This is a genomic window from Acinetobacter sp. 1542444, assembly GCF_000581835.1.
Lineage (GTDB): Bacteria > Pseudomonadota > Gammaproteobacteria > Pseudomonadales > Moraxellaceae > Acinetobacter > Acinetobacter pittii.
The window spans coordinates 92,754-116,316 of the sequence record NZ_JEYA01000002.1 but is presented as its reverse complement, the minus strand read 5'-3'; the positions used below and the strand labels follow the sequence as shown (position 1 = coordinate 116,316).

At 36.2% G+C, this 23,563-nt stretch carries 34 protein-coding genes; 23 read left to right on the top strand and 11 right to left on the bottom strand.

Annotation, left to right across the window (positions count from 1 at the left end):
* Positions 1-106: 106 nt before the first annotated feature.
* The 3 genes from J580_RS09580 (at position 107) to J580_RS09570 (ending at position 1,536) form a co-directional block, all read left to right on the top strand.
* Positions 107-361 carry a hypothetical protein gene (locus tag J580_RS09580; protein WP_002119927.1) on the top strand — a complete coding sequence of 85 codons (255 nt, stop codon included), beginning with the start codon at positions 107-109 and terminating at the stop codon, positions 359-361.
* A 209-nt stretch (positions 362-570) separates the two neighbouring features.
* Positions 571-960, top strand: a complete 390-nt coding sequence (locus J580_RS09575; RefSeq protein ID WP_002119864.1) for a hypothetical protein — start codon at positions 571-573, stop codon at positions 958-960.
* 30 nt (positions 961-990) lie between these two features.
* A complete protein-coding gene (locus J580_RS09570) occupies positions 991-1,536 on the top strand; it encodes a glycoside hydrolase family 108 protein (RefSeq protein ID WP_032003990.1) in 546 nt (181 codons plus the stop codon).
* A 95-nt stretch (positions 1,537-1,631) separates the two neighbouring features.
* On the opposite strand, the gene J580_RS09565 is transcribed toward J580_RS09570, so the two are convergent.
* Entirely contained in the window at positions 1,632-2,249 is a 618-nt protein-coding gene (locus tag J580_RS09565) for a LysE family translocator (RefSeq protein ID WP_032003989.1), read from the bottom strand.
* A gap of 239 nt (positions 2,250-2,488) precedes the next feature.
* Between J580_RS09565 and J580_RS09560 the strand changes: the two genes are divergently transcribed.
* The 4 genes from J580_RS09560 to J580_RS09545 all read left to right on the top strand — a co-directional run bounded on the left by J580_RS09560 (position 2,489) and on the right by J580_RS09545 (position 5,590).
* Positions 2,489-3,421, top strand: a complete 933-nt coding sequence (locus J580_RS09560; RefSeq protein ID WP_032003988.1) for a lauroyl acyltransferase — start codon at positions 2,489-2,491, stop codon at positions 3,419-3,421.
* Between the two features lie 343 nt (positions 3,422-3,764).
* A complete protein-coding gene (locus tag J580_RS09555) occupies positions 3,765-3,980 on the top strand; it encodes a cold-shock protein (protein WP_005070223.1) in 216 nt (71 codons plus the stop codon).
* 221 nt (positions 3,981-4,201) lie between these two features.
* Complete coding sequence (locus J580_RS09550) at positions 4,202-4,426, top strand: hypothetical protein (RefSeq protein WP_005076883.1); 225 nt, start codon at positions 4,202-4,204, stop codon at positions 4,424-4,426.
* Positions 4,427-4,780: 354 nt separating this feature from the next.
* Positions 4,781-5,590 carry a pyrroline-5-carboxylate reductase family protein gene (locus J580_RS09545; RefSeq protein WP_032003987.1) on the top strand — a complete coding sequence of 270 codons (810 nt, stop codon included), beginning with the start codon at positions 4,781-4,783 and terminating at the stop codon, positions 5,588-5,590.
* Between the two features lie 15 nt (positions 5,591-5,605).
* Here the strand turns inward: J580_RS09545 and J580_RS23015 are convergent, their stop codons facing one another.
* Positions 5,606-5,722 carry a hypothetical protein gene (locus J580_RS23015; RefSeq protein ID WP_002117441.1) on the bottom strand — a complete coding sequence of 39 codons (117 nt, stop codon included), beginning with the start codon at positions 5,720-5,722 and terminating at the stop codon, positions 5,606-5,608.
* Positions 5,723-5,900: 178 nt separating this feature from the next.
* A complete protein-coding gene (locus J580_RS09540) occupies positions 5,901-6,386 on the bottom strand; it encodes an Lrp/AsnC family transcriptional regulator (protein ID WP_031944142.1) in 486 nt (161 codons plus the stop codon).
* Positions 6,387-6,750: 364 nt separating this feature from the next.
* On the opposite strand from J580_RS09540, the gene J580_RS09535 reads away from it, so the two are divergent.
* Together J580_RS09535 and J580_RS09530 are read left to right on the top strand one after the other, a co-directional pair.
* A complete protein-coding gene (locus tag J580_RS09535) occupies positions 6,751-7,518 on the top strand; it encodes a class I SAM-dependent methyltransferase (RefSeq protein ID WP_032003986.1) in 768 nt (255 codons plus the stop codon).
* Positions 7,519-7,802: 284 nt separating this feature from the next.
* Positions 7,803-8,141: a hypothetical protein gene (locus tag J580_RS09530; RefSeq protein WP_002117449.1), complete on the top strand. Its 339-nt coding sequence runs from the start codon at positions 7,803-7,805 to the stop codon at positions 8,139-8,141.
* A 262-nt stretch (positions 8,142-8,403) separates the two neighbouring features.
* Here J580_RS09530 and J580_RS09525 read toward each other — a convergent pair whose 3' ends face one another.
* Positions 8,404-8,907 carry an AAA family ATPase gene (locus tag J580_RS09525; protein ID WP_032003984.1) on the bottom strand — a complete coding sequence of 168 codons (504 nt, stop codon included), beginning with the start codon at positions 8,905-8,907 and terminating at the stop codon, positions 8,404-8,406.
* 154 nt (positions 8,908-9,061) lie between these two features.
* Between J580_RS09525 and J580_RS23985 the strand changes: the two genes are divergently transcribed.
* From J580_RS23985 to J580_RS09510, 3 genes are all read left to right on the top strand, one after another.
* Positions 9,062-9,187: a YHYH domain-containing protein gene (locus J580_RS23985; protein ID WP_005076872.1), complete on the top strand. Its 126-nt coding sequence runs from the start codon at positions 9,062-9,064 to the stop codon at positions 9,185-9,187.
* A gap of 90 nt (positions 9,188-9,277) precedes the next feature.
* Positions 9,278-9,700: a hypothetical protein gene (locus J580_RS09520; RefSeq protein ID WP_032003983.1), complete on the top strand. Its 423-nt coding sequence runs from the start codon at positions 9,278-9,280 to the stop codon at positions 9,698-9,700.
* A gap of 638 nt (positions 9,701-10,338) precedes the next feature.
* Complete coding sequence (locus J580_RS09510; protein WP_032003982.1) at positions 10,339-10,899, top strand: TetR/AcrR family transcriptional regulator; 561 nt, start codon at positions 10,339-10,341, stop codon at positions 10,897-10,899.
* 67 nt (positions 10,900-10,966) lie between these two features.
* Here J580_RS09510 and J580_RS09505 read toward each other — a convergent pair whose 3' ends face one another.
* Together J580_RS09505 and J580_RS09500 are read right to left on the bottom strand one after the other, a co-directional pair.
* Entirely contained in the window at positions 10,967-11,902 is a 936-nt protein-coding gene (locus J580_RS09505) for a metal-dependent hydrolase (protein WP_017481400.1), read from the bottom strand.
* 300 nt (positions 11,903-12,202) lie between these two features.
* Positions 12,203-12,436 (bottom strand): DUF2171 domain-containing protein, encoded by a 234-nt coding sequence (locus J580_RS09500; protein ID WP_014206240.1) that lies wholly within the window; start codon positions 12,434-12,436, stop codon positions 12,203-12,205.
* Between the two features lie 249 nt (positions 12,437-12,685).
* Between J580_RS09500 and J580_RS09495 the strand changes: the two genes are divergently transcribed.
* Genes J580_RS09495 through J580_RS09480 form a run of 4 tightly spaced genes read left to right on the top strand, consistent with a single transcriptional unit; the run spans position 12,686 to position 15,696 of the window.
* Positions 12,686-13,699, top strand: coding sequence for an acyl-CoA dehydrogenase (locus J580_RS09495; protein WP_050675751.1), 1,014 nt, complete (start codon positions 12,686-12,688; stop codon positions 13,697-13,699).
* A complete protein-coding gene (locus J580_RS09490; protein WP_032003979.1) occupies positions 13,687-14,481 on the top strand; it encodes a PIG-L deacetylase family protein in 795 nt (264 codons plus the stop codon). Before J580_RS09495 ends, J580_RS09490 begins: the two co-directional genes overlap by 13 nt.
* On the top strand, positions 14,456-15,055 hold the full coding sequence (locus tag J580_RS09485) for a class I SAM-dependent methyltransferase (RefSeq protein WP_032003977.1): 600 nt from the start codon (positions 14,456-14,458) through the stop codon (positions 15,053-15,055). Before J580_RS09490 ends, J580_RS09485 begins: the two co-directional genes overlap by 26 nt.
* Positions 15,052-15,696, top strand: a complete 645-nt coding sequence (locus J580_RS09480; RefSeq protein WP_032003976.1) for a glycosyltransferase — start codon at positions 15,052-15,054, stop codon at positions 15,694-15,696. The genes J580_RS09485 and J580_RS09480 overlap by 4 nt, the downstream gene beginning before the upstream one ends.
* A 4-nt stretch (positions 15,697-15,700) precedes the next feature.
* Here the strand turns inward: J580_RS09480 and J580_RS0104140 are convergent, their stop codons facing one another.
* The gene (locus J580_RS0104140; RefSeq protein ID WP_050675750.1) at positions 15,701-16,063 is read right to left on the bottom strand and encodes a DUF3592 domain-containing protein; all 363 of its coding nucleotides are present in this window, start codon (positions 16,061-16,063) and stop codon (positions 15,701-15,703) included.
* A gap of 241 nt (positions 16,064-16,304) precedes the next feature.
* Between J580_RS0104140 and J580_RS09475 the strand changes: the two genes are divergently transcribed.
* Positions 16,305-17,552 (top strand): mechanosensitive ion channel family protein, encoded by a 1,248-nt coding sequence (locus tag J580_RS09475; RefSeq protein WP_032003974.1) that lies wholly within the window; start codon positions 16,305-16,307, stop codon positions 17,550-17,552.
* A gap of 86 nt (positions 17,553-17,638) precedes the next feature.
* Here the strand turns inward: J580_RS09475 and J580_RS09470 are convergent, their stop codons facing one another.
* Together J580_RS09470 and J580_RS09465 are read right to left on the bottom strand one after the other, a co-directional pair.
* Complete coding sequence (locus J580_RS09470; protein ID WP_032003972.1) at positions 17,639-18,043, bottom strand: hypothetical protein; 405 nt, start codon at positions 18,041-18,043, stop codon at positions 17,639-17,641.
* A 148-nt stretch (positions 18,044-18,191) separates the two neighbouring features.
* Complete coding sequence (locus tag J580_RS09465) at positions 18,192-19,442, bottom strand: MFS transporter (protein WP_032003971.1); 1,251 nt, start codon at positions 19,440-19,442, stop codon at positions 18,192-18,194.
* A 111-nt stretch (positions 19,443-19,553) separates the two neighbouring features.
* On the opposite strand from J580_RS09465, the gene J580_RS09460 reads away from it, so the two are divergent.
* The 5 genes from J580_RS09460 (at position 19,554) to J580_RS09440 (ending at position 22,056) form a co-directional block, all read left to right on the top strand.
* Positions 19,554-20,000, top strand: a complete 447-nt coding sequence (locus tag J580_RS09460; protein WP_017481410.1) for a winged helix-turn-helix transcriptional regulator — start codon at positions 19,554-19,556, stop codon at positions 19,998-20,000.
* 85 nt (positions 20,001-20,085) lie between these two features.
* Positions 20,086-20,415, top strand: a complete 330-nt coding sequence (locus tag J580_RS09455; RefSeq protein ID WP_001210984.1) for a hypothetical protein — start codon at positions 20,086-20,088, stop codon at positions 20,413-20,415.
* Positions 20,416-20,835: 420 nt separating this feature from the next.
* Complete coding sequence (locus tag J580_RS09450; RefSeq protein ID WP_032003969.1) at positions 20,836-21,042, top strand: hypothetical protein; 207 nt, start codon at positions 20,836-20,838, stop codon at positions 21,040-21,042.
* Positions 21,042-21,629, top strand: coding sequence for a hypothetical protein (locus J580_RS09445; protein ID WP_050675749.1), 588 nt, complete (start codon positions 21,042-21,044; stop codon positions 21,627-21,629). The genes J580_RS09450 and J580_RS09445 overlap by 1 nt, the downstream gene beginning before the upstream one ends.
* A gap of 97 nt (positions 21,630-21,726) precedes the next feature.
* Entirely contained in the window at positions 21,727-22,056 is a 330-nt protein-coding gene (locus J580_RS09440) for a hypothetical protein (protein ID WP_032003967.1), read from the top strand.
* 6 nt (positions 22,057-22,062) lie between these two features.
* Here the strand turns inward: J580_RS09440 and J580_RS09435 are convergent, their stop codons facing one another.
* The gene (locus J580_RS09435; protein ID WP_032003966.1) at positions 22,063-22,539 is read right to left on the bottom strand and encodes a hypothetical protein; all 477 of its coding nucleotides are present in this window, start codon (positions 22,537-22,539) and stop codon (positions 22,063-22,065) included.
* Between the two features lie 147 nt (positions 22,540-22,686).
* Here J580_RS09435 and J580_RS09430 point away from each other — a divergent pair, with 147 nt between their 5' ends.
* Entirely contained in the window at positions 22,687-22,905 is a 219-nt protein-coding gene (locus J580_RS09430; protein ID WP_032003965.1) for a YodC family protein, read from the top strand.
* Here J580_RS09430 and J580_RS09425 read toward each other — a convergent pair whose 3' ends face one another.
* Complete coding sequence (locus tag J580_RS09425) at positions 22,906-23,412, bottom strand: hypothetical protein (protein WP_032003964.1); 507 nt, start codon at positions 23,410-23,412, stop codon at positions 22,906-22,908.
* Positions 23,413-23,563: the final 151 nt, after the last annotated feature.

Sequence of the window (23,563 nt, the reverse complement as noted above, 5' to 3'; positions counted from 1 at the left end):
TTGTAGCCATAGCTTAGCTATATTGCTCAAAGAATGTATCAAAACCTCAAGAATAACAAACGATAAAGACGCCTTACTAACGAGTACATTGAGTTGGAGATAGTGAATGACTACAGCAATGCAGAACAGAGCTAAACAACTTAAAAATGCAAAACGTGGAGGGTATATCCCGACAATTGCCAAAGACGTAAACAAATATAAGGTACAAAAAATAAAAAGGGCACTTGAGGAGGCCAAGCAGATTGTAAATGAGCTTGAAGATGACGCATTCGAATTCGATGATCAAGTCTCTATGCAAAAAGCGATTGGTGCAATCACAGTGATTGAGTTGATTGAACAAGCCTTAAACGGTGCACACTAACAGGCTTTAGCATACAAACATTCTTTCTCGGACCCCTGAAATAAATGGGGTCAAGGATAAGTTCGTCTTGCAATTTAGCGCTGCTTTAAAGCGTTAGTGTTTTTTATTGACTGTAATAAAGAAAACGAAGGGATTAATAAACATTGAAAACCACAAACTAGTCAACGTAATGAGTTTTCAAGTTTTACCCTTTAGCGCAGGACAAAGTTATGGAAACAGTTTCTAGCAGTGGGTTAGCCACATTTTTAAATTTTTATAGTATTGCAATTATGGTGGCTCTGGCAGTCAGCTTAGTTGTCGCAGTTGTATTAATGATGCGTTTTCCTCGTTCTCCACAAGAATGGATTGTTGCTCTCATCTGTACAGTAGTTTCAAGCCTGACAGGCGGCTCATTCATTATTATGAAATGGAACCTGCATGAATGGGTATCCGATATTTGGGGAATGATCACCCTATCTGGATTCTTCTTCATATGTGGTTTACCGGGCTGGGCTATTGTGAGATGGATATTTAACTTCATCAATAAACAAGAAGGTAAAACGATTGTAGAGGTCATCAAAGATCTAAAAAAAGCAAAAGATGATCTTCAAAATAGCTAAAGACAGCTTTAAATATAAAGGTAGAATAAAATGAATATTGATCAATATTTAGAAAAAGTTATCAGCCGTGAAGGCGGGTATGTTAACCATCCATCAGATCATGGCCATGCGACTAAATTTGGCATTACAGAAGCAGTCGCTCGATCGAACGGATATCAAGGCAACATGCAAGACTTGCCCTTAAGCGTCGCTAAATCTATTTATAAACAAAAATACTGGCTTGAACCCCAGTTTGACCAGATTAATGCAATTAGCCCAGCTATTGCAGAAGAGTTACTGGATACAGCTATAAATTGTGGCGTCAATTTTACAAAGCCTTTATTACAACGTGCTTTAAATCTGCTGAATAAGGAGGGGAAGGAAGGTTGGCCAAACCTTGCGGTAGATGGCCAGTACGGGCCTCTAACTTTGCAAGCACTGGCGACCTACTTAAATAGACGTAATAAAGAGGGTGAAAAAGTACTCGTGCGTATTTTAAATATTATGCAAGGGCAGCATTATATTGAAATTACCGAGAACAACCCTAACTACGAAGATTTCTTTTATGGTTGGATATTAAACAGAGTAACACTCTAAAATGTATTAGAAGAGAACATGTTTAAAGATCTAATGAGTTAAAAAGCCTAACCACGAGTTAAGGCTTTTTAACAAACAATAGGTCGAGCAATGCTTTATTGTATGATGAGTAAAATGGCAAGTAGAAAGAAAATAGCACCACTAATTTTATTGAGTATCGTGAAATTATTTCCAGCTAACATTTTCTCTTTAAAAATTGAAGAGAAGTTTGCGTAAACTAAATGAATTAAAAAACCAATAAAACAAAAGGTTAAAGAAAGAATTAAAAATTGATTTAAAATCTCTTTCTTGATATCAATAAATTGAGGGAAGAGTGCGATAAAAAATACGATTGTTTTAGGATTAAGCAAAGATGCAAATAGGCCCTGATAAAACAATTTAGATTTACTTACAGCTTTATCTTTTTGTTGATCGGTCATTAACTCTTGGGTTGCAAGTTTTTTAGTGAAGTTTTTATATCCGAGATACATTAAATAAAATGCACCAATAAACTTTAAAACCGTAAAAATAGTAGGGTTGCTAGTAATAATAAGTCCTACACCGCTGGCAGAAATTACAGCAATTACAAACATACCAATAATTAAACCACTTATTCCAAACAAAGCAGTTTTAACACCATAGTTAATTGAATTTGTGACAGTAAATAAAACTCCCGGTCCTGGGCTTAATAGGGTAAGAAATGCTATTGTTATAAATACTAAAAGACCGCTCACGCTGATATATCCTATTTATCAATTGAGGCAAGATTGTGCGGTTACTTTAAATGAGAAAATAATCGTTGTATACAGAAGGTTATGTATATTTAAGCCTTAAATAGATTAAATATTTAAAATATAGATTTGTATAAATAAATAGGGCATATAAAACTATAAAAGTGAAAGCAACATAAACACACAACGTTAAAAATTGAGCATGTTAGTATACTAAGTCTATACCTCAAGAAATCTATAGTATGACGAAAAATGAACGGCAGTTTAAATCTCGCGAGTTTCAATTTTCCTTTTTAGCGTTTAAATATTGGGGTATATGGTTTTTAGCTTTTATTCTAATGTTATTTGCGATGTTACCCTGGGCTATTCAATGGCGCCTTGCTGATTTTCTATCAAAAATAGCGTGGAAATCTTTAAGTTCTCGAAGAAAAACGACACTACGTAATTTACAAGCATGTTTTCCAGAAAAAACACCTTTGCAAATTGAGGCAAAAGCTAAACAGGTTTTTGTTGATACTTTAACGGGTGTATTTGAGGCTCTAAATGCTTGGTATTGCCCAAATTGGTTTAAAAGCCGTGTCCACATAGATGGTTTAGAAAATTTAACCAATAATCAGGAAAATGGCGTACTTTTATTAGGTACCCACAGTACGCTTTTAGATGCAGGTGGAGCGGCGTGTACTTTATTCTTTAATATGGACGTGGTTTACCGACCTCAAAACAATCCGTTTTTAGATTTTCTGATTCATCGTAGTCGTGCGCGAGTGTATAAAAACCAAATTGCTCGAGACAACATGCGTGGACTCATACAAAACCTTAAACATGGTCATGCGATATGGTATAGCCCAGATCAGGATTTTGGCTTAAAACAAGGCGTAATGGCATCATTTTTCGGTATTCAGGCAGCCACTGTTACAGCGCATCGCAGACTAATGGATATCTCAAAAGCAGCAGCCGTGCCTTTATATTTTTACCGTAGTGGTGATATTCGTAATCCGCAATATCATGTTTTAGTAGAACCTAAATTAGAAAATTTCCCAAGTGGCTGTGAAGTCAGTGACGCTGAAAGGGTAAACAAGATTATTGAAAACCAAATTCGCATTGCCCCTACACAATACATGTGGTTTCACCGACGCTTTAAAACACGCCCTGCTGGTGAACAGAAATTCTATTAATGGCGTCAGTAACTCAAGAATTAAAAGTACTTCTTTCAATTAAAATATAGAATATTAGATTTTTAATTGAAAGGATCTTTAATCAAATCAAGATGAAAGATGTTGAGTCAACACTATAAAATTTTTCTTGCTTTAATTATTTTGAATATCGATTGCAAATGATTTTGAAGCGTGTATAGTCGAGCATAACTAACAAAATATTCTTGTCATCATAAATTTCTATTTCGCAGTTTTATTTATAAGTCTTCGGTTCATTCAGATATTTAAGTTTTCACGTCTATTTTTTAGTTAAATTGGTTTCCCCAATAATAAGTTATAATATTTTAAAATTTAGGATAAATATATGTCTACTTCTACTGGTACAGTAAAATGGTTCAATGAAACTAAAGGTTTTGGTTTTATTGCGGCTGATGAAGGTAAGGATATTTTCGCTCATTTTACCGATATTCAAACACAAGGTTTTAAAGTTCTCTTAGAAGGCCAACGTGTTGAGTTTACTGTAGTACAGGGTAAAAAAGGCCCACAAGCTTCAAATATTGTGATTCTTCAGAATTCATAACTTCATAGAGCGACTAGAGTTGTTTTAAATATATTATTTAAATAGAATATGTTTAAAGCTAAAGCGCTTTAGAAGAGTTTAAAAACCCACTCTATCTTGTGGGTTTTTTATAAGTTTTAATTAAACTTATCTTTAAAAATAAAAAGCAGAATAAAAATATGCTCTTAAAAGTGCTTCTAAATTTTTTTTAAAATATAAGTAATTAGGTGTATGGTACTAAAATGGATATTTGTATTGGCGGTATTTTAGACGGTCAAAAGATAGAAAATCATAATGATTTTTTTAAGATAGAAGAGCACTATTCGGACAATAGCTCTCAGTATGTTAAACAGCATTTCCACCTATTTGGAAAAATTTTTACCTTTTGGGTGTGCGAAGATATTGATTTACAACAGGCCATCAGAAAAGCCGAGAGAATTTTAGCGAACAAGAAAGAAACTCTTTAGTTGTTTGAACTAGAACACTTCAGTGTCTTGTTTTCGTTTAATGATTTTCTTATTAAGTAATAGATATTCTTTATATTAGCTTAATAAAATTCGTTACAGATTTTTTTACAATACTCTTGTATATGTTACATAGATTAACATTTTTTTAGTGGTATTTACTAACAATAGTAATACATTAGGCTTAATCTAAAGTTGTTTTATTTATTGCGCGAATAAAACAAAACCCACTTTAATAATATATTTTATTAAAGTGGGTTCTTTATTCAGACGGCCATCATTAATTCAATATACATAATTAAATTATAGATAATATTTGTTGTTATAAACCTCTCTTAAGAAAGGAAAACATTTTAAATGTTAAATGCAGTACAACCTAATATTTGTTTTATTGGCAGTAGTAATTTAGCTTTAGCGTTAATAGGAGGGTTGGTTTTAAAAGGATTTCAAAAAGAAAAAATACACCTCATTGAAGAGAAAAAGATTAATGATACAAATGCTTTGAAGCAAAAAGAAAATGGACTAAAGAAAGCTGAAATTGTTGTTTTGCTACTAGAGCCTAAACAGTTAAAAGAGATACTTATACCGCTAAAAAAATGGTTAGCCAGTAAAATCATAGTTTCTATGATGGCGGGAGTAGATATTGCAAACTTGACTCGTTTTACGGGTTCAAAAAAAATTGTTCGTGTAATTTCAAATCCACCAGTGCTGACGCATACGGGGACACATGTGCTTATTGCTTCAGAGCAAATGGACCAGCTTGATAAAGACCTAATCGAAATGCTGTACTCTGCAACGGGTCAGACTTTTTGGGCGCCGTCTGAAACGCAGTCAGACGCAATTATTGCTTTGTCTGGTTCTGGACCTGCTTACTTTTTCTATATTTTAGACAGCATGATAAAGACAGGGGTTTCTTTAGGACTTGATAAACAATTTGCTCTAGATTTAGCACTCCAAGCGGCTAGCGGCGCAGTTGAAATGGTCCGTAAAAGTAATGTCCCGCCAGCGGATCTGTGTGGTAAGGTGACCTTGGCTAACGGGATTACCGAATCAGCACTCAGAATGTTTGAACTAGGAAATCTATCTGATGATATACGTTTAGCTATGAAGGCAGCATATCATCGTAGTAAAGAAATCACTTCAGAAATTATTACTGAGGTGAGTTAAGTATTCTTTAGCAAACTAGGCTTTTAAAAAGTATTCCCAAATAACGAAGCCTAAGCCAAACCCAATAAACGAGTAGAGAGTAATAATAAAGAATACAAAACTGGCCTTATTTTTTTTCTTCAAAATGTTCATGGCGATGCCTCCAATTCAGATTAATTACATTTTGAAGAAGTGAAGGCTGTAATCATAGATACAGAATTTTTTAAAAAAAATATAACAGAGCTATCATCTGTTATATTTTCTAGGTTTTCCCTTAATAAAGATTTTAAAATCAATAGATTAAAGATTTAAATGTCAGCGTTTAACCTTTTTATTCAATTAACATTAAATCGGCTGTATTAGCAGATTTGAGAGGGCGTAGGGCAAAGGTCGAACGAGTGTGGCGTATTCCTTTAATTGAATAAAGTTTCTTTCTTAAAAATCGTTCGTAATGGTCAGCATCTTTGACTGCCACTTTAACCAGATAATCGTAGTCACCTGTGACGAGATGCGCTTCTACTACTTCAGGTATATCTGCTAATGCTTCGCTGAAATTTTCTAGCATTTCGTCATCATGGCGCTCTAAAGTAATTTCAATAAAAAAGACTTCATGAATGCCAATCGCTTTTTGGTTTACGTTTACCGTATATCCTTCAATAATTTTTAAAGTTTCCAGACGTTTCAGTCGAGTCCAGCATGGAGAAGATGAAAGACCTACTTCTTCGGCCAGTTGAGCTACAGTTAAACGGCCATTTCCACGTAATGCAGATAAAATTTTCCGATCTATACGATCTAGTGTGTATTCTGTTCTGTTCAAAATATAAACCAAAGAAGAATCTTCTGATAAAAATTAATATACTTCATTTTTATGCTGTGAATGTTTAAAAATTTTAAAAAATACAGGAAACATTTTGAGCAAAAGGTACATACACTATTTCTATGCATCGAACCTTTCTGGATAGAGGTTGGGATGGAGCAAAGAGCACTGTTTCAGTAAGGGTGACTAAACAGTGCTCTTTGCGGATTTCTTATTAATCTTTAAATCTATTTTTATTAACTGGCATGACATATCAAAACAAATCAAATAATAACTTTTATTTATCAATTGAAGAAAAACTAATCATTATTTTTTATCTAACTTTTCCTTTAATGTAATTCCATTACAAAGGAGGAGCAAGGTTATGATCACCCAGCATGATATAAATCAAAAACAATATCAAAATAAATCTCTCGACTATTTAAATAGCCAAGCTCATTCTGAAGGTATTGAATTTAATAAATTTATTAATGAAATTCAGAAAGTTGAAAAAGCTGTAGTCCTTGATTTAGGCTGTGGTGGTGGGCATGTTTCCTACAATGTTGCTCCGCATGCGGACCTTGTTTTTGCTTACGATTTATCTCATGAAATGTTAGACACTGTGTCTAAGACGGCGCGCCAACGCAAATTAAAAAATATCTTTGTGCAGCAGGGCATTGCTGAGGACATGCCTTTTAGCGATCAGCAGTTTGATGTGGTCATTAGCCGATATTCTGCGCATCACTGGCAACATGTTCCGACTGCCATGAAAGAAGTAAACCGCGTGCTTAAGCCAGATGGTATTGTTATTTTTGTAGACATTATTAGTTCTAGCTCGCCTATATTAGATACATTTTTACAGACCATCGAAACGATTCGAGACCCAAGTCATGTACGAAACTATAGTGTGAAAGAGTGGGTCTATTTTATTGAAGATGCAGGCTTTGATTTAGTCGGCCTAGACAAACAAACGCTTTCGTTAGACTTTGATAGTTGGGTAAAGCGCATGAAAACGCCTGAAGATCAAATCAAAACTTTACGTTATTTGCAGGAAGGTTCATCTGACCTTGTGAAGAAATATTTCAAAATTCAAAATGACGGTAGCTTTGAAAGCCATGTGGGTTATTTTGTCTTTAAGAAATTAGGGTTTTAACGTAGTGTTATGAATAAGGGTTTTAGTAGATTAGAAATGGATTAAATATCACTAAAACTCTTTTTCCGATTAACTCGAATAATATTAAAGATGGTTATAAAACAAATTTAATATCATTCACTTGATAAAAATTAATCACCCAATTTTATTAAGGTGATTAAGTATTCAAAAGAGAGGAGGGTTATCCCATTTTCTTTATTATTAATAGACACTTATAAATAATTATTATTTAATACGCCCGCAATATTATCACTAATACTTTTAATAACTTTGTCGGGGAAATAATGCGTAATATTTTAGTAACGATTTTCACTTTATTCTTAGCAACATCAATTTATGCTGCTCAAGAGTCTAGAAATCTTCTAGAGCAAACTCAGTGTGAGAAAGCAGTGGAACTGCATGGTTTTTTAAGCCGTGCTCAGCTTGATTGTAATTATCACTATTATTCAGAAGAGTTAAAGGATGCTGCCGCAAAATGTACTAAACATGACCTTGGTGAAAAATACGGTAGAGAGGTTATGAAATTTGGTATGAAGGAATTTGAAGAACGTAAGAAAGCGGATACACAGGGTCACTTTTGCCATAAGGTTTTAAAAGAGTTCCCAAAATATATTAAACAATAAAAAATAAGGTTTTAAAAACCGATTCTAGCAAGCCGATAAGATGGATTTAATTATCCATTTTATCGGTGTATCAACAAATATAATCTGCCAATTAAAATAGAAAATAAGTTTCAAAAAATCCACCCAATATCCGATTGACACTTGAAATCTCTCTTATTATTCTCTGCGGAGGAACGGAGGCGGGACGCTTAGTGCGTGCTAGTTCCTAGATGACTGGTCTGTCAACCCACCTCCGTTCTTTCATCATGATTTCATAAATGAATTAATTGTTTTTAAAAATAGTCTGAATAATATTTATAGCTTTTGAAAAGTTATTAAAAGGAATAGTCTTTTTAGAGAGTTGAGCATTACTACTCAGAAATTTTTCTAAACGTTTATCAAAACTATGTGAAAACCAAATCAGCTCTAATGTATTTTTTAGAGTTTCTTTGGGTTTCTTGCGTGTAACTATAGACTTTAAATAACGTTGTAAAAGCCTTATTGTTCTTAAATAAAAAGGAACTTCCATTTTTAAAATTAAAGAGCATTCAAGAAGTAATGGAAGTAAGCGTTTATCGTAAGCTCCTTCTACAATCCAGCTATCCTGTAAGGCGATTTCTTGAGTACCACTTGAGATTGCTTCTTCCGAATTCTTTATAAACTCAGTTCCACTTATATTCCAGTAGATCTCATCAAACTCATAAGTTGATATGTTTAATTCATCAGCTAATTTCTTAGTGATAGTTGTTTTACCAGCGCCAGAAGGGCCTACAATACAAATTTTCATGGTTTATCTTTTTAAAGGGATATTTCAACAAAATAGTTATAAATAGAAACTAGACTAAAGTTTATAAGTCACTCATCTGTTTTATCAAAGCTTAATAATTTTATTTTGTACAATAAAAACTCAATTATAATTCCGACTTGAAGGAAATAAACTCATGAAAAAACTTTTATTCATTTGTCTAATCGGTTTAGCAGTTACACAGGTTAATGCTCATTCTGGGGGTACAAACTCTAAAGGATGTCATACGAATAGTAAAACTGGTGACCATCATTGTCATTAAATAAGGGTATGAAAGAGTAAGCTGATTTCTGGTTTACTCTTTTTAATATCTTTAGTTTTGTATTTTTTATGAATAATAAGAGGAAAAAGAATGGAAATGATATTGGGAGTATTTGGCTTATTGGTTTTATTTTTAATATTAAGTAAAAAACATAAGAAGAAAAATCTCACTGGTGAAAGATCAATAGTCTATTTAGTTGATATTGTTGGGGAGCAATCCTATCAAGCAAATTTAAGAAAGATTGCTGGGCCTAAACAAGAAAAGTCAAAATATGTAGAAGTAATGGCTAGAGTTGTTTCTGAACCTTTTAATGCTTATGACAAGAACGCAGTTAAAATTGAAATTAACGGTTTAACAGTTGGCTATTTAAGTAGAAATGATGCCAAACTATTAGCTGGTAAAGTGATAAATAAGACTGTGCCAGCTTTAATTAATGGTGGTTGGCTTGATAACGATAGTGAAGGTAGCTATGGCGTAAAACTCGGTATTCAAAGTCTTAATGAATTAATATAACGAATTGCATTTTTAAGTTTTACTTACATTTTAAAATCTAAAAAAATAAAAGCATTCTCTAAGGTATTAATAAATCTTTTTACTCATGTTTTTAAAGCTTTATTTGTAGCCAATATCACATTGACACCTAAAACCCCTCCGATTATCCTTTGCTTGCTGGCCACATTGCCAGTCGGCTTTGACAGGCCGCATACCCAAAGCACACGAAAAAGTCTCTCTTTTTTGTGGGCATCCCTGCGTGCCCCCTCTGCGGCGGAACGGGAGGGGGACACCTTCGGGTGTGCTGATCTTTTGGGTATCAGTCTGTCAACCTTCTCTCGTTTCGCCACCATTATTTGACAGTAATGTGGTGAAGCTTCTTTATACCCAAAGGAGTCCGCTATGCGTACTATTTCTTCTTTATTGGCTTTTGCCAAAGTCTCTCTATTCATACCACTCGAGCAATCTATAAAGCGGTTCAATCGACTCTAGGTTTTCTACACCTTAAGAATCTAAAACACAGCAACTATAAAACTTGAGATAGGTCAGCACGCCATTTTGTGCGGCTTTTGCATGCCTGTTTTTAGCACTCATTTTAAGAGTGACGGCATTTCTATCTCATTTACACACAACAAAAAATTATTTTAAGCGGTATATCTATGCCAAATTTACAATCTTCCTTTAAAGCATTAAAAGTGCTTCACGTAGCAAAAGACTTATTTAATCAATATGGGTTTCATAAAGTTGGTGTCGACCGAATTATTAGTGAAGCCAAAGTTTCCAAAGCCACTTTTTATAATGCCTTTCACTCAAAAGAACGGCTAATCGAGAGGTGTATCAGTTTTCAAAAAGACACGCTAAAAGACAAAGTGTTTTCCATTCTCTATTCTTACAATGGACTTATGGTGCTGGATAAACTTAAGCAAATTTACTTTTTACATGCGAGTTTAGAAGGACCATATCATTTACCCTTTAAGGCATTGTTTGAAATTAAAAGAGTCTATCCCAAGGCCTATGGCGTTACGATTGAGTACCGAACTTGGCTCATCAATGAAATTTATAAACTGCTTTTAACCGTTAAAACTACCGCCTCAGTCGAAGACGCTTACATGTTTTTATTTATGATTGACGGGGCAATGTTCCGACTTTTTGAAAAAAACAGCATCGATGAAAGCGCGCTAGTTCGATTGTTTCTTTTTAATCTGTGTCGGTCTAGATAATACTTAAACGAAAGAAAGCCTCCCAAAAAGAGGCTTTACTTTGTATTGAAATAAGCGCTTAGTTCAATTACACAGGTTTTGCGGCCTGCGCCATTCCTTCAAAATATTGAACCGCAGGCGAGCGAGCCATATAAGCTAAAGCTTGCTCCGTATCTCCTTCATGAATTGGGTTAAATTTTGGTGAAACCCATCTTAACGTCGCTTTCCACAAATATTTAATGGTCGGTAAGTTGTCTGAGCGAGTTGCGGTTTTTTCAAATTCACGAATAATTTTGAAGTAGCCACGGCGCATCAATTTTTGAATATCTTCGTGTTCTAAATCTTGCTTACCTAAACTACGGGCAAAGTCAGCAAGGAAGTAAATAAACAGTGGAAAAACGGCCGCCATAATCACTTGGCGCGACACATAAAATCCAAACTTGTTTGTTAAAAGGTGTTCAAATAAATCGTAAGCAACACAGCGATGTTCTACTTCTTCAGCCAAATGCCAACGGAACAAATCTGCCATAGCAGGGTCAGCTTGGTCCCAAGTCTTACTATCCAGCGTCCACTGACCAATGGTTCCCGTAAAGTGCTCGATTGCAGCAATCACGCCTACTCGGAAAAGTAACCAATATTCATCAAGCTTTTCGCCTTTTAAAAATGGTATGCCTAGAGGTTTGTCACCCAACAAAATATTAAAAACAAAATGGGCACGGTTGAGTGTTTCTTGAATGTCGTAACCATTTTCACGTAAGAAGTCCTGTGCTTTTTCATGGGCACGTGCATGAGCAGCTTCTTGACGGACAAAGCCAATCACTTCTTGTTTTAATGTTTCATCGGTAATCAAGGGTAGGGTTTTATTAAACACACGGCAAAACCAAAACTCACCAGCCGGCAAGAGCATGTTGATGCCATTGGCGACATGTGAGCATAGCGGATCATTCGGCATCCAACAGACCGATGATTCGGTAAAATCGAAATGGACCTTTCTTGCTTTAAGCTGATGATTCCCTGTGATCATATACGTCACCCTATTCATAATTGTTCATTTAATGCGAATGGACAATTTTTAGCATTAAGTAAAATTGATCACCATGTGCTTAAGGGACAAAATGAGACTCAAAAAGGTTTATAGAGATAAAAGCAGCTCTGTTAAAGATTGGGTATATTTAACACAACACGAGGGTAAGCTTTTTTATTTTAAATATGAGATGAATAAAAAAAGCTCCTTAATAAAAAGGAGCTTTGGTTTTTATAATTTAAATTTTTAATTATAAATTTATTTTATTTTAATCTAGCTAAAACTAGCTAGCTTAGAAGTTTAGATCGCTTGCCACTGATCTTTAACTTCCTCTGAATTTTTATTCAGAATAACTTGGTCTTCTTTTACTTCCCCAATCCATCCTGTAGGAATAAGGTGATGTTGACCACTTTCGTCTCGGGTGAGTTTTAACTGGTTTTCACCTTCAAGATGATCGACAGTACCTACTTTAGTACCACAAGAAGCAATAACATCTGCGTGTTTTTTAATATCATTAATATTTAAAGTGTTCATTTTAGACCTCTTCTTTGGAAATAGAAAAACGGTAAGAACTAAACTACTTTAAATAATCGATTAAATGTTGAGTTTTTAATAAACCTTACATGATCGGATTATAAGTTCACTTAACCGTGATATTTGAGTAACAATGAAATAATTAGATATAAAACTAATAATATTTTTCTTTTTATTACAATTTATATGTTTATCTATACAGAAATCTTTAGTTATGGTTGGGTTAAGTCTTATAAATAATTATTTGCAATGAATATTAAAATACCTATAAACATGACGATACTGAGCAGTTTGAGTGAATTTGAAGCTGCCCTAGCTGAAGATAAAAGTAAGCTTCGTATAAATTTACTTTTTCAGCTTGTAAATTTAACTCAAAATTTGCCTCATCCAGCTTCGGGTCAAACCTATCAACGTTGGCAACTTTTTGCGCAGATTGCTGGAGTCGACTTAAGTCTAGCCAAGCTTTTTGAGTCTCATTGTGATGCTTTAAGTATTTTAAATGAATTGGGTTATCAGCAAGAAATAGATGACCAGACTTGGGCAGTTTGGGCAGCAGACGGTGGACCAGCACCATTGCAAATAAAAGACAATCTTTGTAATGGCATAAAACCTTGGTGCTCTGGTGCTGAATTTATTCAAAAAGCTTTAATAAGTTATAAAGACCAACAAGGGCAGGCGCAGCTTTGTATTGTCGACTTAAGTCATCCATCCATTACAACCGATCTAAGCCACTGGCACGCTGTAGGCATGCATGCGACACAGACTGCACAAGTTAGCTTTGAAAATACACCTGTTAAACTGATTGGTCAGCCAAACAGTTATTTAAAACGTCCAGGTTTTTGGCATGGTGCAGCAGGTGTAGCGGCCTGTTGGTATGGTGCCGCCGTGCGTCTAGCTAACTTTTTGCAAGAAAGCTGTCAGGCAAATCCGAATCCTTATAAAAAATTGTATTTAGGTGAGGTCGCTCAGCAACTAGAAATCACTAAGCAGTATTTTCAATATGTGGCCAAGCTGATTGACCAGAAACCAACGCTAAGTCATGAGCGGGAAATTCGAATATTGCGTGCCCAAACAGAACAATGCTGCCTGAGCATTATTGAGCGAGTAGGGAAAGCTTTAGGCGCACGTCCTTTTTGTGAAGATGCAACATTTGCTCATCTCATGGCAGATTTACCTGTGTTTATACGACAAAGTCATGCTGCTTTTGACTATGAACAAATTGCAGAACTCTGTGTGTCGGAGCAAAGCCTATGGGAACTTTAAAACATCCTTTGGTTGAAGACCGCGTTATTTTTGGTGAGGGGACAGCCAAAGAGCAATGGTTAAAGGCATTTAAAGAACAACCGTTAGCAGCTTTAGATCTTGAGCTATTTCGCTCAAAAAGAGTAGTAATTGTTGCGCCACATCCGGATGATGAAATACTTGGCTGTGGCGGATTAATGCAGCAGCTGATTACACTGAACTGCAAGATTTTGGTGTTAGCGGTAAGTAACGGCACCCAAAGTCATCCTAACTCTACAAAATATCCTCCGGATCAGCTCAATATTCTTCGCCCGCAAGAAAGCTTGGCAGCCTTAAATTGCTTAGGGGTAACAGAGTCAACCGAGCGTGTAGAGCTTAATTTGTTAGATGGCCAGATCCATTTGCAAACCGAACAACTGTGGCAGAGTTTAGACAAGTTAATTCAAGCCGAAGATATTCTAATTTGTAGCTATGAATTTGATGGGCACCCAGACCATGAAGCAGTGGGTAAAACCGTACAAGCCTATGCAACTGCTAAGCAACTACTCTGTTTACACGTATTAATTTGGGCTTGGCATTGGGCACAGCCTTTAGACCGACGCATTGATTGGCACCGAGCAAAAGCATTTTCCTTAACACAAGAACAGCTAACTAAAAAACATCAAGCAATTTTGCAGTTTAAAACCCAACTTGAAGCAGATGAAACTACGGGTAATGCTGCGGTTCTCTCTCCAAGTGCGATTAAACGTCTTTTAATGCCTTATGAGGTTTATTTAAGTGATTCATTCTCGCGTGTACTTTGAAGATTTATATCGTCATAACAGTGATCCATGGGGCTATGACGCTCACTGGTATGAAGCTCGTAAAAGACAAATTTGTCTCGCACTGCTGACAAAACCCCGCTATTCAAAGGTGCTAGAAGTAGGCTGTTCAAATGGCCATTTAAGTTTTCATTTGGCACAAAGAGCTGAGGAGTTAGTGTGTATAGACGTCTCTGAGTGTGCTGTTCGCTTGGCTTCCGAGCGTTTAAAAGAATTTGAGCATGTCATTGTTGAAAACAGAAAAATACCCGAAGACTACTCGATTCAAAAATTTGACCTAATTTTAATTAGTGAGATGGCCTATTACTTATCCAAGGATGAATTGCATCAGTTTATTGAAAAGTTAAAGCATAGTTTAAATGATGATGGCGAGATTCTGTGTTGTCACTGGCGTCATGAAATTCAAGATTTTGAGTTAAACGCCGAACAAGTGCATCAAGCTTTTCAGCAACATTTCCCATTTCATCATTACCTCAGCTTAAACGACCTAGACTTTATGATTGATCTGTGGACGGCGAATACTTCCTCTTTAGCACAGCAGGAAAAACTAAGATGAAAATAGGTATCGTCATTCCAGCACATAACGAAGAGCACTATCTATCTGCCTGTTTGCAATCTATTCAGGTCGCCATAGATAATATTTCTGGTTATGAGGTAGAAGTGCTTGTTGTACTTGATAACTGTACAGATCAGTCGCGGTTGATTGTCCAAAGTCATCAGATTAATTGGATTGAATGCAACTATGCATGTGTAGGGCAAGCGAGGGATTTAGGAATCCGTCATTTAATCAGGCGTGGCGTCACTTGGATTGCATGTACTGATGCAGACACCGTGGTGAGTCCAGATTGGCTACGCTATCAAATCCAGCATCAACCCACAGATGCAATTTGCGGCACTGTGACGCTAGATGATTTTAGTCATCTCTCTATAACGAAACAGCAGAAATATTTAGCGCACTATAAAGATCAGATGGATCACGCGCATATTCATGGGGCAAATTTAAGTTTTAGTGCAGAGGTCTATCTTTTGGTTGGTGGCTTTGAGCCTATTTCATGTCATGAAGATGTATCACTAATCAAAAAATTGATCCATCATTGTTGCAATATTACTTGGAGCAATCTGGTTCGAGTAACTACAAGTAGTCGTTTAAACGGACGCGCACCTCAAGGTTTGTCGTACTTTTTAAATAATCTCTAATGACCTAAATCATCACTTCGCCCAATATCGAAATATTCTTTAAATTTTTAGGATCATATTTAATATTAATAATGCTACCGACTTTATATTTATGTTGATCTTGCTTAGCAATAAGCACCTTTAGATTTTCAGTAATGATTTGGCCTTGCTCAGTTTGGAATTTTAATTTGATATAGCATAAAGGGCGATATTGCACCTTAGCTAATGAGTCTTGAAAATATACGACCTCGGCAGAAGTCATCTTTCCTCGTTTATAAATTAAAAATCTTTGAACCTGACTTTTAAGAAAAAATGTCCAGACAATATAGGTAAAGAATAAGCTGAACCAGACCACTCCAATAAAAGTAAAAAAGTCAGAAAATTTCACTCAATACAACCAGAAGCCTTCGTTTAGCACATTATTCTAAAGGAGCTGATAGCTTCGATCTACTTTCTAGAATCAATCTTAAACATAAATAGGCAAGGGGGTGAAATTAAGCGATTCGATTTAAATTTGAGTGGGTATATAACTTAGTTGTTGTATTTATGACTACATATGTAAACAAACCTTATGAGAAACGTTCTTAACCCCTAAAATTCTAGAAAAGAAAGTTTTAAGGTGTATAGGTTTGGATTTTTTAAATTTTTTCCGTGATATTCGGGGTGAGTTAAGCCAATATCCTTGGCTAGAGATGTTTGTTTCACTCACTATTTTGATTTTATTTGCAGCAATAGCAAATTTTATTGCTAAACGCATTATTGTTCGGGGCGTTCGTCATTTAGTCACAAAACTCAAATCTCCGAATCAATCTATTTTTGCTCAGCATAGCGTTATAAAGAAATTTGCAAATATTGTTCCTGCCGTTGTGATTATGAACGGTATTGCAACGGTTCCTCATCTATCTCCGAAGTTTATTGCTTTTGTGGAGATGGGCGCGCAAGCATTCATTTTTCTTACACTCGCGCTTACGATCAGCGAGCTGTTAAACATCTTTAACCTTATTTATCAGCGTAATCCGAAATCTAGAAATAAGCCGATTAAAGGTTACTTACAACTGGTTAAACTCATTTTATTTGTTGTGTGTGGCCTCATGATTTTGGGAACATTCCTTAAAAAGGATGTGTTCACTTTACTTGCAGGTTTTGGTGCAATGGCAGCGGTATTAATGCTGGTTTTCCAAAACACCATTTTGTCTTTGGTGGCGAGTGTACAAATTGCCTCTTATGACATGGTGCGTATTGGCGACTGGATTGAAATGCCATCACTCAATGCAGATGGTGATGTAATTGATATTTCACTGCATACCGTGACTGTTCAAAATTTCGATAAAACCTATACCACCATTCCAACCAATAAGCTCGTGACCGATACATTTAAAAACTGGCGAGGCATGAGCAATTCGGGTTGCCGTCGAATGAAGCGTTCACTTTTCATCGATCAAAGTAGCGTTCATTTCATGAGTGATGAAGAGCAACAAAAGCTCAAAGACTTTTTATTGCTCGATCAATACTTAAATGCAAAGAATTCTGAAATTGAAGAATTCAATAAGCATTTAAGCAATCAATCTCGTTACAACAAGCGCCGTCTAACCAATATTGGTACATTTAGAGCCTATGTTGAATTTTACTTACGTCAGCACAAGGGTATTGCTCAAAATCAAACCATTATTGTTCGTCAGTTACAGCCGACAAGCCAAGGGTTGCCGTTAGAAATTTATGCATTTACCAACACGATTGCATGGGTTTCTTATGAAGCGATTCAGTCAGATATTTTTGACCATTTAATTGCGATTCTTCCCGAATTTGGTTTACGTGTTTACCAAGCACCTTCGGGTCATGATTTGCAAAGATTAACGGCAGAAATTCACCCCAGTTAAGTTTTAAGCTGTAAATAACAGCGCCTAAACTATTTTAAAAAAGCTCCCAGACGGGGGCTTTTTTTACTCATACTCTTCACAAAAGATTAGCCGGCAAACCAAATATTCTGATGATCACACATGGGACTCAAATGCCTAATACGTAGATTGTCTTGCTCAAAATCACCAATACTTCCAGTAATATCTAATCTATTGCCTAAGCCGATCTGCTGACCTTTATAACTTAAAGTGCTTTTTTCAGCATCCCACTGAGCGCTATGTTCTGGAAAGACAATGAGTATATCTTTCACATAAAGACATCCTTGCTTTAACTCTAAGTTTCCTTTTAAGCGTGCTGAACCAGAGAAACCATCGTACTGATAGGCTGGGAGTTTCACAGCATTTGTACTGTCGTTTGCTTCTTGTTGGTGGCATCCTGCAACAAGGGCAAATACAGCCGTGTAAAGCAATTTATTATTAATACCCAATTTTGTTCCTATAGGGATTTGCATATATTTGATAGTAATTGTCTAAAGTTGCATATCAATCTTTAGATTGTTAATGAAGATTTCATTCTATTACCGTTCGAACTTAAGATTTAAAGACTAAACTTTCTTATTCATGGGTTTATAAAACTTTTGATTATTATATTTTATTTATTTACATATTGTTATCTTTTTCATGAGTGATTTGAGGCATGATATGGCGTGTCATCCACCAAAATAATAATGTCAGAAGGCTAACACCTGCACCGAGTGCACATACACCAAGCCAACCAGCATAAGCATAAGTCGCTGTTGTGCTGATTGCACCTAATCCACTACCTACCGCATAAAAGAGCATGTATAGACCAACAAGACGGCTATGCGCTTCTGGACGAGTACGAAAAATCATACTCTGGTTGGTCACATGCAGAGCTTGTCCGCCCAAGTCTAGCAATACGATGCCAATCACAAGTGCCCAGAGCGAGTAGGCCATGAGTGAAAGTGGGCCCCATGCGAGCAGTAATATTAATAGTGCCGCCAAGCTTGTGCGCTGAGCATATCCACGGTCTGCCCAGTAACCTGCACGTGCAGCAGCCAAAGCACCAATCACTCCAACGAGTCCAAAAGACCCAATTACAGTATGCGAGAAGCTATAAGGCGGGGCACTTAACGGCAGTACTAATGCGCTCCAGAAAATATTAAATGCCGCGAACATGAGTAAAGCTAACACACCGCGCACTTGTAGCACTTTTTCTTGGCGTATTAGTTTTAACATAGAGGCTAGAAGCTGCGGGTAGCGCATGGCACTGGGGTGAATATTTAAATGAGGCAGACGTTTCCAAAGCGGCAATGCAATCATGAGCATGATGAGGGCTGCACAGAAGTACACGCCGCGCCACCCCGCCACATCACTAATTCCCCCTGAAAATACACGGGCAAGCAGTAACCCAATGAACACACCGCTCTGTGCAGTACCGACCGCATGGCCTTGCTCATGTGGGAGAGCAGCACTCGCAGCATAGGCAATAAGCCCTTGAGTCATGGCTGTGCCGAGTAAACCTACCGCAAGCATTCCTGCCAAAAGAATAATCGTAGAATGAGCAAAGCCAACCACTAACAATGCAGATATTAAGGCAATTAACTGTAGAGCCATTAACCGACGCCGATTTATCAAATCACCCAACGGCACTAAAAACACTAAGGCTAGGGCACAACCTATTTGAGTAGCCGTAACCACACCACCAATGGTGGCATGACTAACATTAAAGTCACTCGCCAAAATGTCGAGCAAAGGCTGCGCATAATAGACATTTGCTACGCTTGCACCACTAGCTATAGCAAACAGCAAAATTACGCCACGAGGCATGCTTGGAAGCGGTTTATCACTTTCGGCGGATGAAGTTGAAGATGCAAGAGAAGCTTTCATGGCTCTAAACTCACTCAAACTAGTTTTAAAATGCAACTGGTTGAATATTAAGCCTGCTAGTTTTAAAATGCAACTAGATGGCTTATTGCTGATGATTGGTAAGGAAACTCGATGACGAACTCTAAATTGTTAAAAGATGAACCTTGTCCTGTTGCACGTTGCGTCAATCTCATAGGAGATCGCTGGTCACTGCTTATTGTGCGTGATGCTTTTGATGGAATGCGCCGTTTTGGAGATTTCCAGCGCAGCTTGGGAGTGGCACGTAATATTCTTTCTGATCGCCTAAAAAAATTAGTCGATGCTGGTGTTCTTGAACTACAAGATGCTTCAGATGGCACCGCTTATCAAGAATATGTATTGACCGCTAAAGGGGAGAGTTTGTTCCCAGTGATTGTGGCTCTACGACAATGGGGAGAGCACAACCTATTTGAAAGTGGAGAGCGCCATTCTCTGTTAATTGATAAAACTACAGGTCAGCAAATTCCACTTATGGCACCAGTCGCGGCAGATGGAACAGTGCTGAGAGCTTCTAATACTCAAGTGCAAAAGGTGAAATAAAAGAAGAGAAAACAAAAATAACCTTTTTTAACTTAAATTTGGGCAGATTAGTTGCTAACCTTGCGCGTCAAATTAAGGTGAGATTATGAGATTTATATTCCTCTTTATAAGCGCAGTTTCAATTCAATGTTATGCAGCATCAGAAGCAATGGAACTTCATTACTGTGAAACTGTGAAAAAAGCAGCGAGTGGCGTGATGGATGCTAGACAACATGAAGTGCCCGCTAAAGAGTTACATGACATCGCCAATCATCTTGAAGAGCAACAAGCCAAACAACTTTATCAAGAGCTTATCAAATCTGCATATTCTTCAAAGCTATTTGAAGATCCTCTCATTAAGTCAAAAGCTGTCGAGAACTTCCAAACCACATGGCATGAACAATGTTTGGCAAAAGAATTAGCTAAAAATATGTGAGTGTTAGGGGGAAATGTGGAAATCGATTATTAACCCCAGAAAACTTAATTAAACTAGGACTGCTATTCCATAAATCTGATGATTTAAGAAAAGTTAGACAGTTTACTGAGAAGTACAAAGCTTAAGCTTATTTATATAGACGATATGTTCTTGGATGAGGCGCATAAGAAGGCGACGCAACGAGCGACGAAGACTTAAGCACTGACTTTTGGTACATAACTTAGACTCTGCGACGTAGCTTAGCGGTGTTGTTGACACATAATGCGGTCAAGTGATTGACATTGGCGCTACGATTCTGTATTGACACTTTTGTCATTACTAAATATGATGACTGCATACACCTCTTGGTCGCTGAATCTATTTCGCTAGATTTCATACGCTGCATCCAAGAGGTTTTCTGTCATTATCTGGAGGTGATGGATGAAAAGATCGGCTTATATGTTTACAAAAGAGTTAATTGCAGAAGTTCGTGAAGAAATGACAAAATCTTCATTTTCTGAATACAGAACTATTACTAATAAATCAATTCCTAAGCAAACTGCTGATTACGTAAGTAAAGTTCATTTATCACGAGAAGAGATGAATGAAGCTTATGCTAAAGCTAGGGCATTTGGAAAAACTGCGTAATGTCAGCTGATATACAGCTATTTCCTTTATTAGAAGTTAATCCAAATTATAATTGGATTTATAAGCGATTGGTCCGTAACGAGAATGATCTTGTTGGTGCAATCGCTTATGTTTTGTATAAAGAACATAAAATCGAATTTATTCGTCGCATTGAGCAAGAAACAGGTGAAGATCCCACTAAAGAGCAATGGGTCGAGTTTCACCGTGTCTCTTGTCTTGATAGCACTCTTTCTGGCTTCCAAAAACGAGCAGAAGAGCTTGTTAATGAGTTCTTAAGAGGAGCACTAGCGTCATTTGCTCAAGAAATTGAGGAACAAGCGGATGCTAGAATGGAGGAAAAGGTTCGCTTATTAACACAGCCATTAGTCGATAGTTTTACGACGTTAAAAGGTAGTGTGGACTCCAATCATAACGTGGTTCTAAGCGAAATTACGAATAAAAAATCAAAGAGCAATCGGTTAGGTGAGGCATTTCTCAATATCTTATATGGTGCATTTGTGATCTTATTAATTGGTGGCGCTGTGATAGGTTATAAAGTGATATCCAATTTAACGAGTAAGGCTGAAAGCATAGCCGGACTTAAGTAATAACAAACCACTCTCGGGTGGTTTTTTATGAAGGCCTATATTTCCTGTTCAGTAAGAAACTTTCTGTTATCCTCTCTTCATTCATGAGGAGAGAATAATGAAAAAGATATTCAAGATTATTATTTATTTTATTGGGCTATGGATTTTTGCAACTTTAGCAAAGGAAAATATCTATATATTGATTTTTGGTATTGGAGTAATTCTTTGGCGGGGTCTGGATCAACTTGAAAAGAAAACGAATGAAAACTCCATGAATTTTCTAATTAGAATTGAAAGCCTTGAATCTAAAGTGCAAGAACTAGAAGTAATTAATGAATACAGCGAAAAGGATATAGAATTTTTAAAAGATGAGATTAGGGAATTAAATGAGCGTATTTATACTTTGGAAAAACCTTTTCAAAGAAGTGAATTTGACCATCTAGATTAAAGCACTCTAGGGTGCTTTAGCCAGCCGATTCACTGCAGCTTGAATAATATCGGGTAAAAGCTCTTTTTTAGGACCTTCACGATCAGCAATAATTTTTACAATATTTTCACTAGTTAGAATCCAACAATCATTTGGAATAAATTGAATCTGAGGTTTTCCATCAAAATGATTGATAGTTAAAAACATCCTATGTGAGTGCATTATTCTAGTAATTATTGCCCTTACAATCTCTTCTTCAGGATACTTTGGTTTTTCTGGTACTTCACCCCCTAGTCGGGCGATTTCATCATGTAAACTCCAGTAATAGGTCATGATTTGATTTCGAGTTTCCGTCTCAAGTAAATCAAAAGAAGATGATTTATCAGTTTGAATAGATACCTCATTGGTTCCTGTTGAATATGAAGTTGGTGCACCACACTTAGGACATGCATAAGCAAGATTGCTAAATTTTTTCTCACATTCTTTACAGTTGATTAAAGCCATTTCTCTTTCTCTAGAACAGTTTTTAGAATCTATAAATCTACTTTGTAATGATTACAGATTGATTTTCTTGTTCTTTGGCATTTAACAATATCCATAGGTGGGGTATAGTTATATCTTCTAAAACTTATAAGCTTAAGAGTTAATAATATGAGTAAGTTTAATATTGGAGATGTCGTTTATTTAAAATCTGGTAGCCCAGCGATGACAGTGAATAGAATATTTGAAGAACGTGGAAACGTTGAGTGCGTTTGGTTTGTTGAAAATGAGCAGAAGCAATTTATTTTTAATGAGGATACATTAATTCCTAAGAATCCTCATCCATCACATATGGAAATATCAAGTGGTACAGACTGGACTAATTTTTAATTAAGATAGACCCAGATATGATGAAATTATTATTAATGCACTAGGTATATTTTCCAGTCCCGCATCAAGTAGCTTAGTAGTTAAATGCTTAATACTCTCTGCTGGCAATTCATCAATAGTGTCCAACATTGTTTTCTTCTTCTCTTCTGGTAGATCAGCACGGTTGATATGATTTGCTAATATAGCTTTTAAAGTGTTAGCTTCAAATTTTACAGTCACAATATTTAAAATTGCTGAAAGCCCACCATCATTTGCAAGAAAATCCATACCTTTATGTGTAATTGTTGGTAATTCAAATTGCAGACCAAAATTCCCACCGAATCCTGTTGTTTTCATCAAGCTTTTATCTTCTACTAAACCATGCTGCATAAGATAATACAAATTTACGATAACTTGTTTGTATCTTTCTGAATTATAAGAATAATCTTTATCTAAATTATAATATCCTGGATAAGTAGAACTAAGTTTAGTAAGTAATTCGAGTTGAAGATCGCGATCTAGAATCATAATAAGTCCGCTGAACTATTAATATGCTATTTGGTGAAATACATTGAATTTTAGAAGTCAAAGATAATTTGATAATCATCCAAAGTGTTCTAAATCTCCTCAAACCATACAACACGTTATATAGAAATTCTACCCCACAAGTGACTCAGGT

Coding starts and splice junctions, on each gene's coding strand:
- J580_RS09580 (WP_002119927.1), top strand. CDS start 107: ATGACTACAGCAATGCAGAACAGAGCTAAACAACTTAAAAATGCAAAA.
- J580_RS09575 (WP_002119864.1), top strand. CDS start 571: ATGGAAACAGTTTCTAGCAGTGGGTTAGCCACATTTTTAAATTTTTAT.
- J580_RS09570 (WP_032003990.1), top strand. CDS start 991: ATGAATATTGATCAATATTTAGAAAAAGTTATCAGCCGTGAAGGCGGG.
- J580_RS09560 (WP_032003988.1), top strand. CDS start 2,489: ATGACGAAAAATGAACGGCAGTTTAAATCTCGCGAGTTTCAATTTTCC.
- J580_RS09555 (WP_005070223.1), top strand. CDS start 3,765: ATGTCTACTTCTACTGGTACAGTAAAATGGTTCAATGAAACTAAAGGT.
- J580_RS09550 (WP_005076883.1), top strand. CDS start 4,202: ATGGATATTTGTATTGGCGGTATTTTAGACGGTCAAAAGATAGAAAAT.
- J580_RS09545 (WP_032003987.1), top strand. CDS start 4,781: ATGTTAAATGCAGTACAACCTAATATTTGTTTTATTGGCAGTAGTAAT.
- J580_RS23015 (WP_002117441.1), bottom strand. CDS start 5,722: ATGAACATTTTGAAGAAAAAAAATAAGGCCAGTTTTGTATTCTTTATT.
- J580_RS09535 (WP_032003986.1), top strand. CDS start 6,751: ATGATCACCCAGCATGATATAAATCAAAAACAATATCAAAATAAATCT.
- J580_RS09530 (WP_002117449.1), top strand. CDS start 7,803: ATGCGTAATATTTTAGTAACGATTTTCACTTTATTCTTAGCAACATCA.
- J580_RS09525 (WP_032003984.1), bottom strand. CDS start 8,907: ATGAAAATTTGTATTGTAGGCCCTTCTGGCGCTGGTAAAACAACTATC.
- J580_RS23985 (WP_005076872.1), top strand. CDS start 9,062: ATGAAAAAACTTTTATTCATTTGTCTAATCGGTTTAGCAGTTACACAG.
- J580_RS09520 (WP_032003983.1), top strand. CDS start 9,278: ATGGAAATGATATTGGGAGTATTTGGCTTATTGGTTTTATTTTTAATA.
- J580_RS09510 (WP_032003982.1), top strand. CDS start 10,339: ATGCCAAATTTACAATCTTCCTTTAAAGCATTAAAAGTGCTTCACGTA.
- J580_RS09505 (WP_017481400.1), bottom strand. CDS start 11,902: ATGATCACAGGGAATCATCAGCTTAAAGCAAGAAAGGTCCATTTCGAT.
- J580_RS09500 (WP_014206240.1), bottom strand. CDS start 12,436: ATGAACACTTTAAATATTAATGATATTAAAAAACACGCAGATGTTATT.
- J580_RS09495 (WP_050675751.1), top strand. CDS start 12,686: ATGAATATTAAAATACCTATAAACATGACGATACTGAGCAGTTTGAGT.
- J580_RS09490 (WP_032003979.1), top strand. CDS start 13,687: ATGGGAACTTTAAAACATCCTTTGGTTGAAGACCGCGTTATTTTTGGT.
- J580_RS09480 (WP_032003976.1), top strand. CDS start 15,052: ATGAAAATAGGTATCGTCATTCCAGCACATAACGAAGAGCACTATCTA.
- J580_RS09470 (WP_032003972.1), bottom strand. CDS start 18,043: ATGCAAATCCCTATAGGAACAAAATTGGGTATTAATAATAAATTGCTT.
- J580_RS09465 (WP_032003971.1), bottom strand. CDS start 19,442: ATGAAAGCTTCTCTTGCATCTTCAACTTCATCCGCCGAAAGTGATAAA.
- J580_RS09460 (WP_017481410.1), top strand. CDS start 19,554: ATGACGAACTCTAAATTGTTAAAAGATGAACCTTGTCCTGTTGCACGT.
- J580_RS09455 (WP_001210984.1), top strand. CDS start 20,086: ATGAGATTTATATTCCTCTTTATAAGCGCAGTTTCAATTCAATGTTAT.
- J580_RS09450 (WP_032003969.1), top strand. CDS start 20,836: ATGAAAAGATCGGCTTATATGTTTACAAAAGAGTTAATTGCAGAAGTT.
- J580_RS09445 (WP_050675749.1), top strand. CDS start 21,042: ATGTCAGCTGATATACAGCTATTTCCTTTATTAGAAGTTAATCCAAAT.
- J580_RS09440 (WP_032003967.1), top strand. CDS start 21,727: ATGAAAAAGATATTCAAGATTATTATTTATTTTATTGGGCTATGGATT.
- J580_RS09435 (WP_032003966.1), bottom strand. CDS start 22,539: ATGGCTTTAATCAACTGTAAAGAATGTGAGAAAAAATTTAGCAATCTT.
- J580_RS09430 (WP_032003965.1), top strand. CDS start 22,687: ATGAGTAAGTTTAATATTGGAGATGTCGTTTATTTAAAATCTGGTAGC.
- J580_RS09425 (WP_032003964.1), bottom strand. CDS start 23,412: ATGATTCTAGATCGCGATCTTCAACTCGAATTACTTACTAAACTTAGT.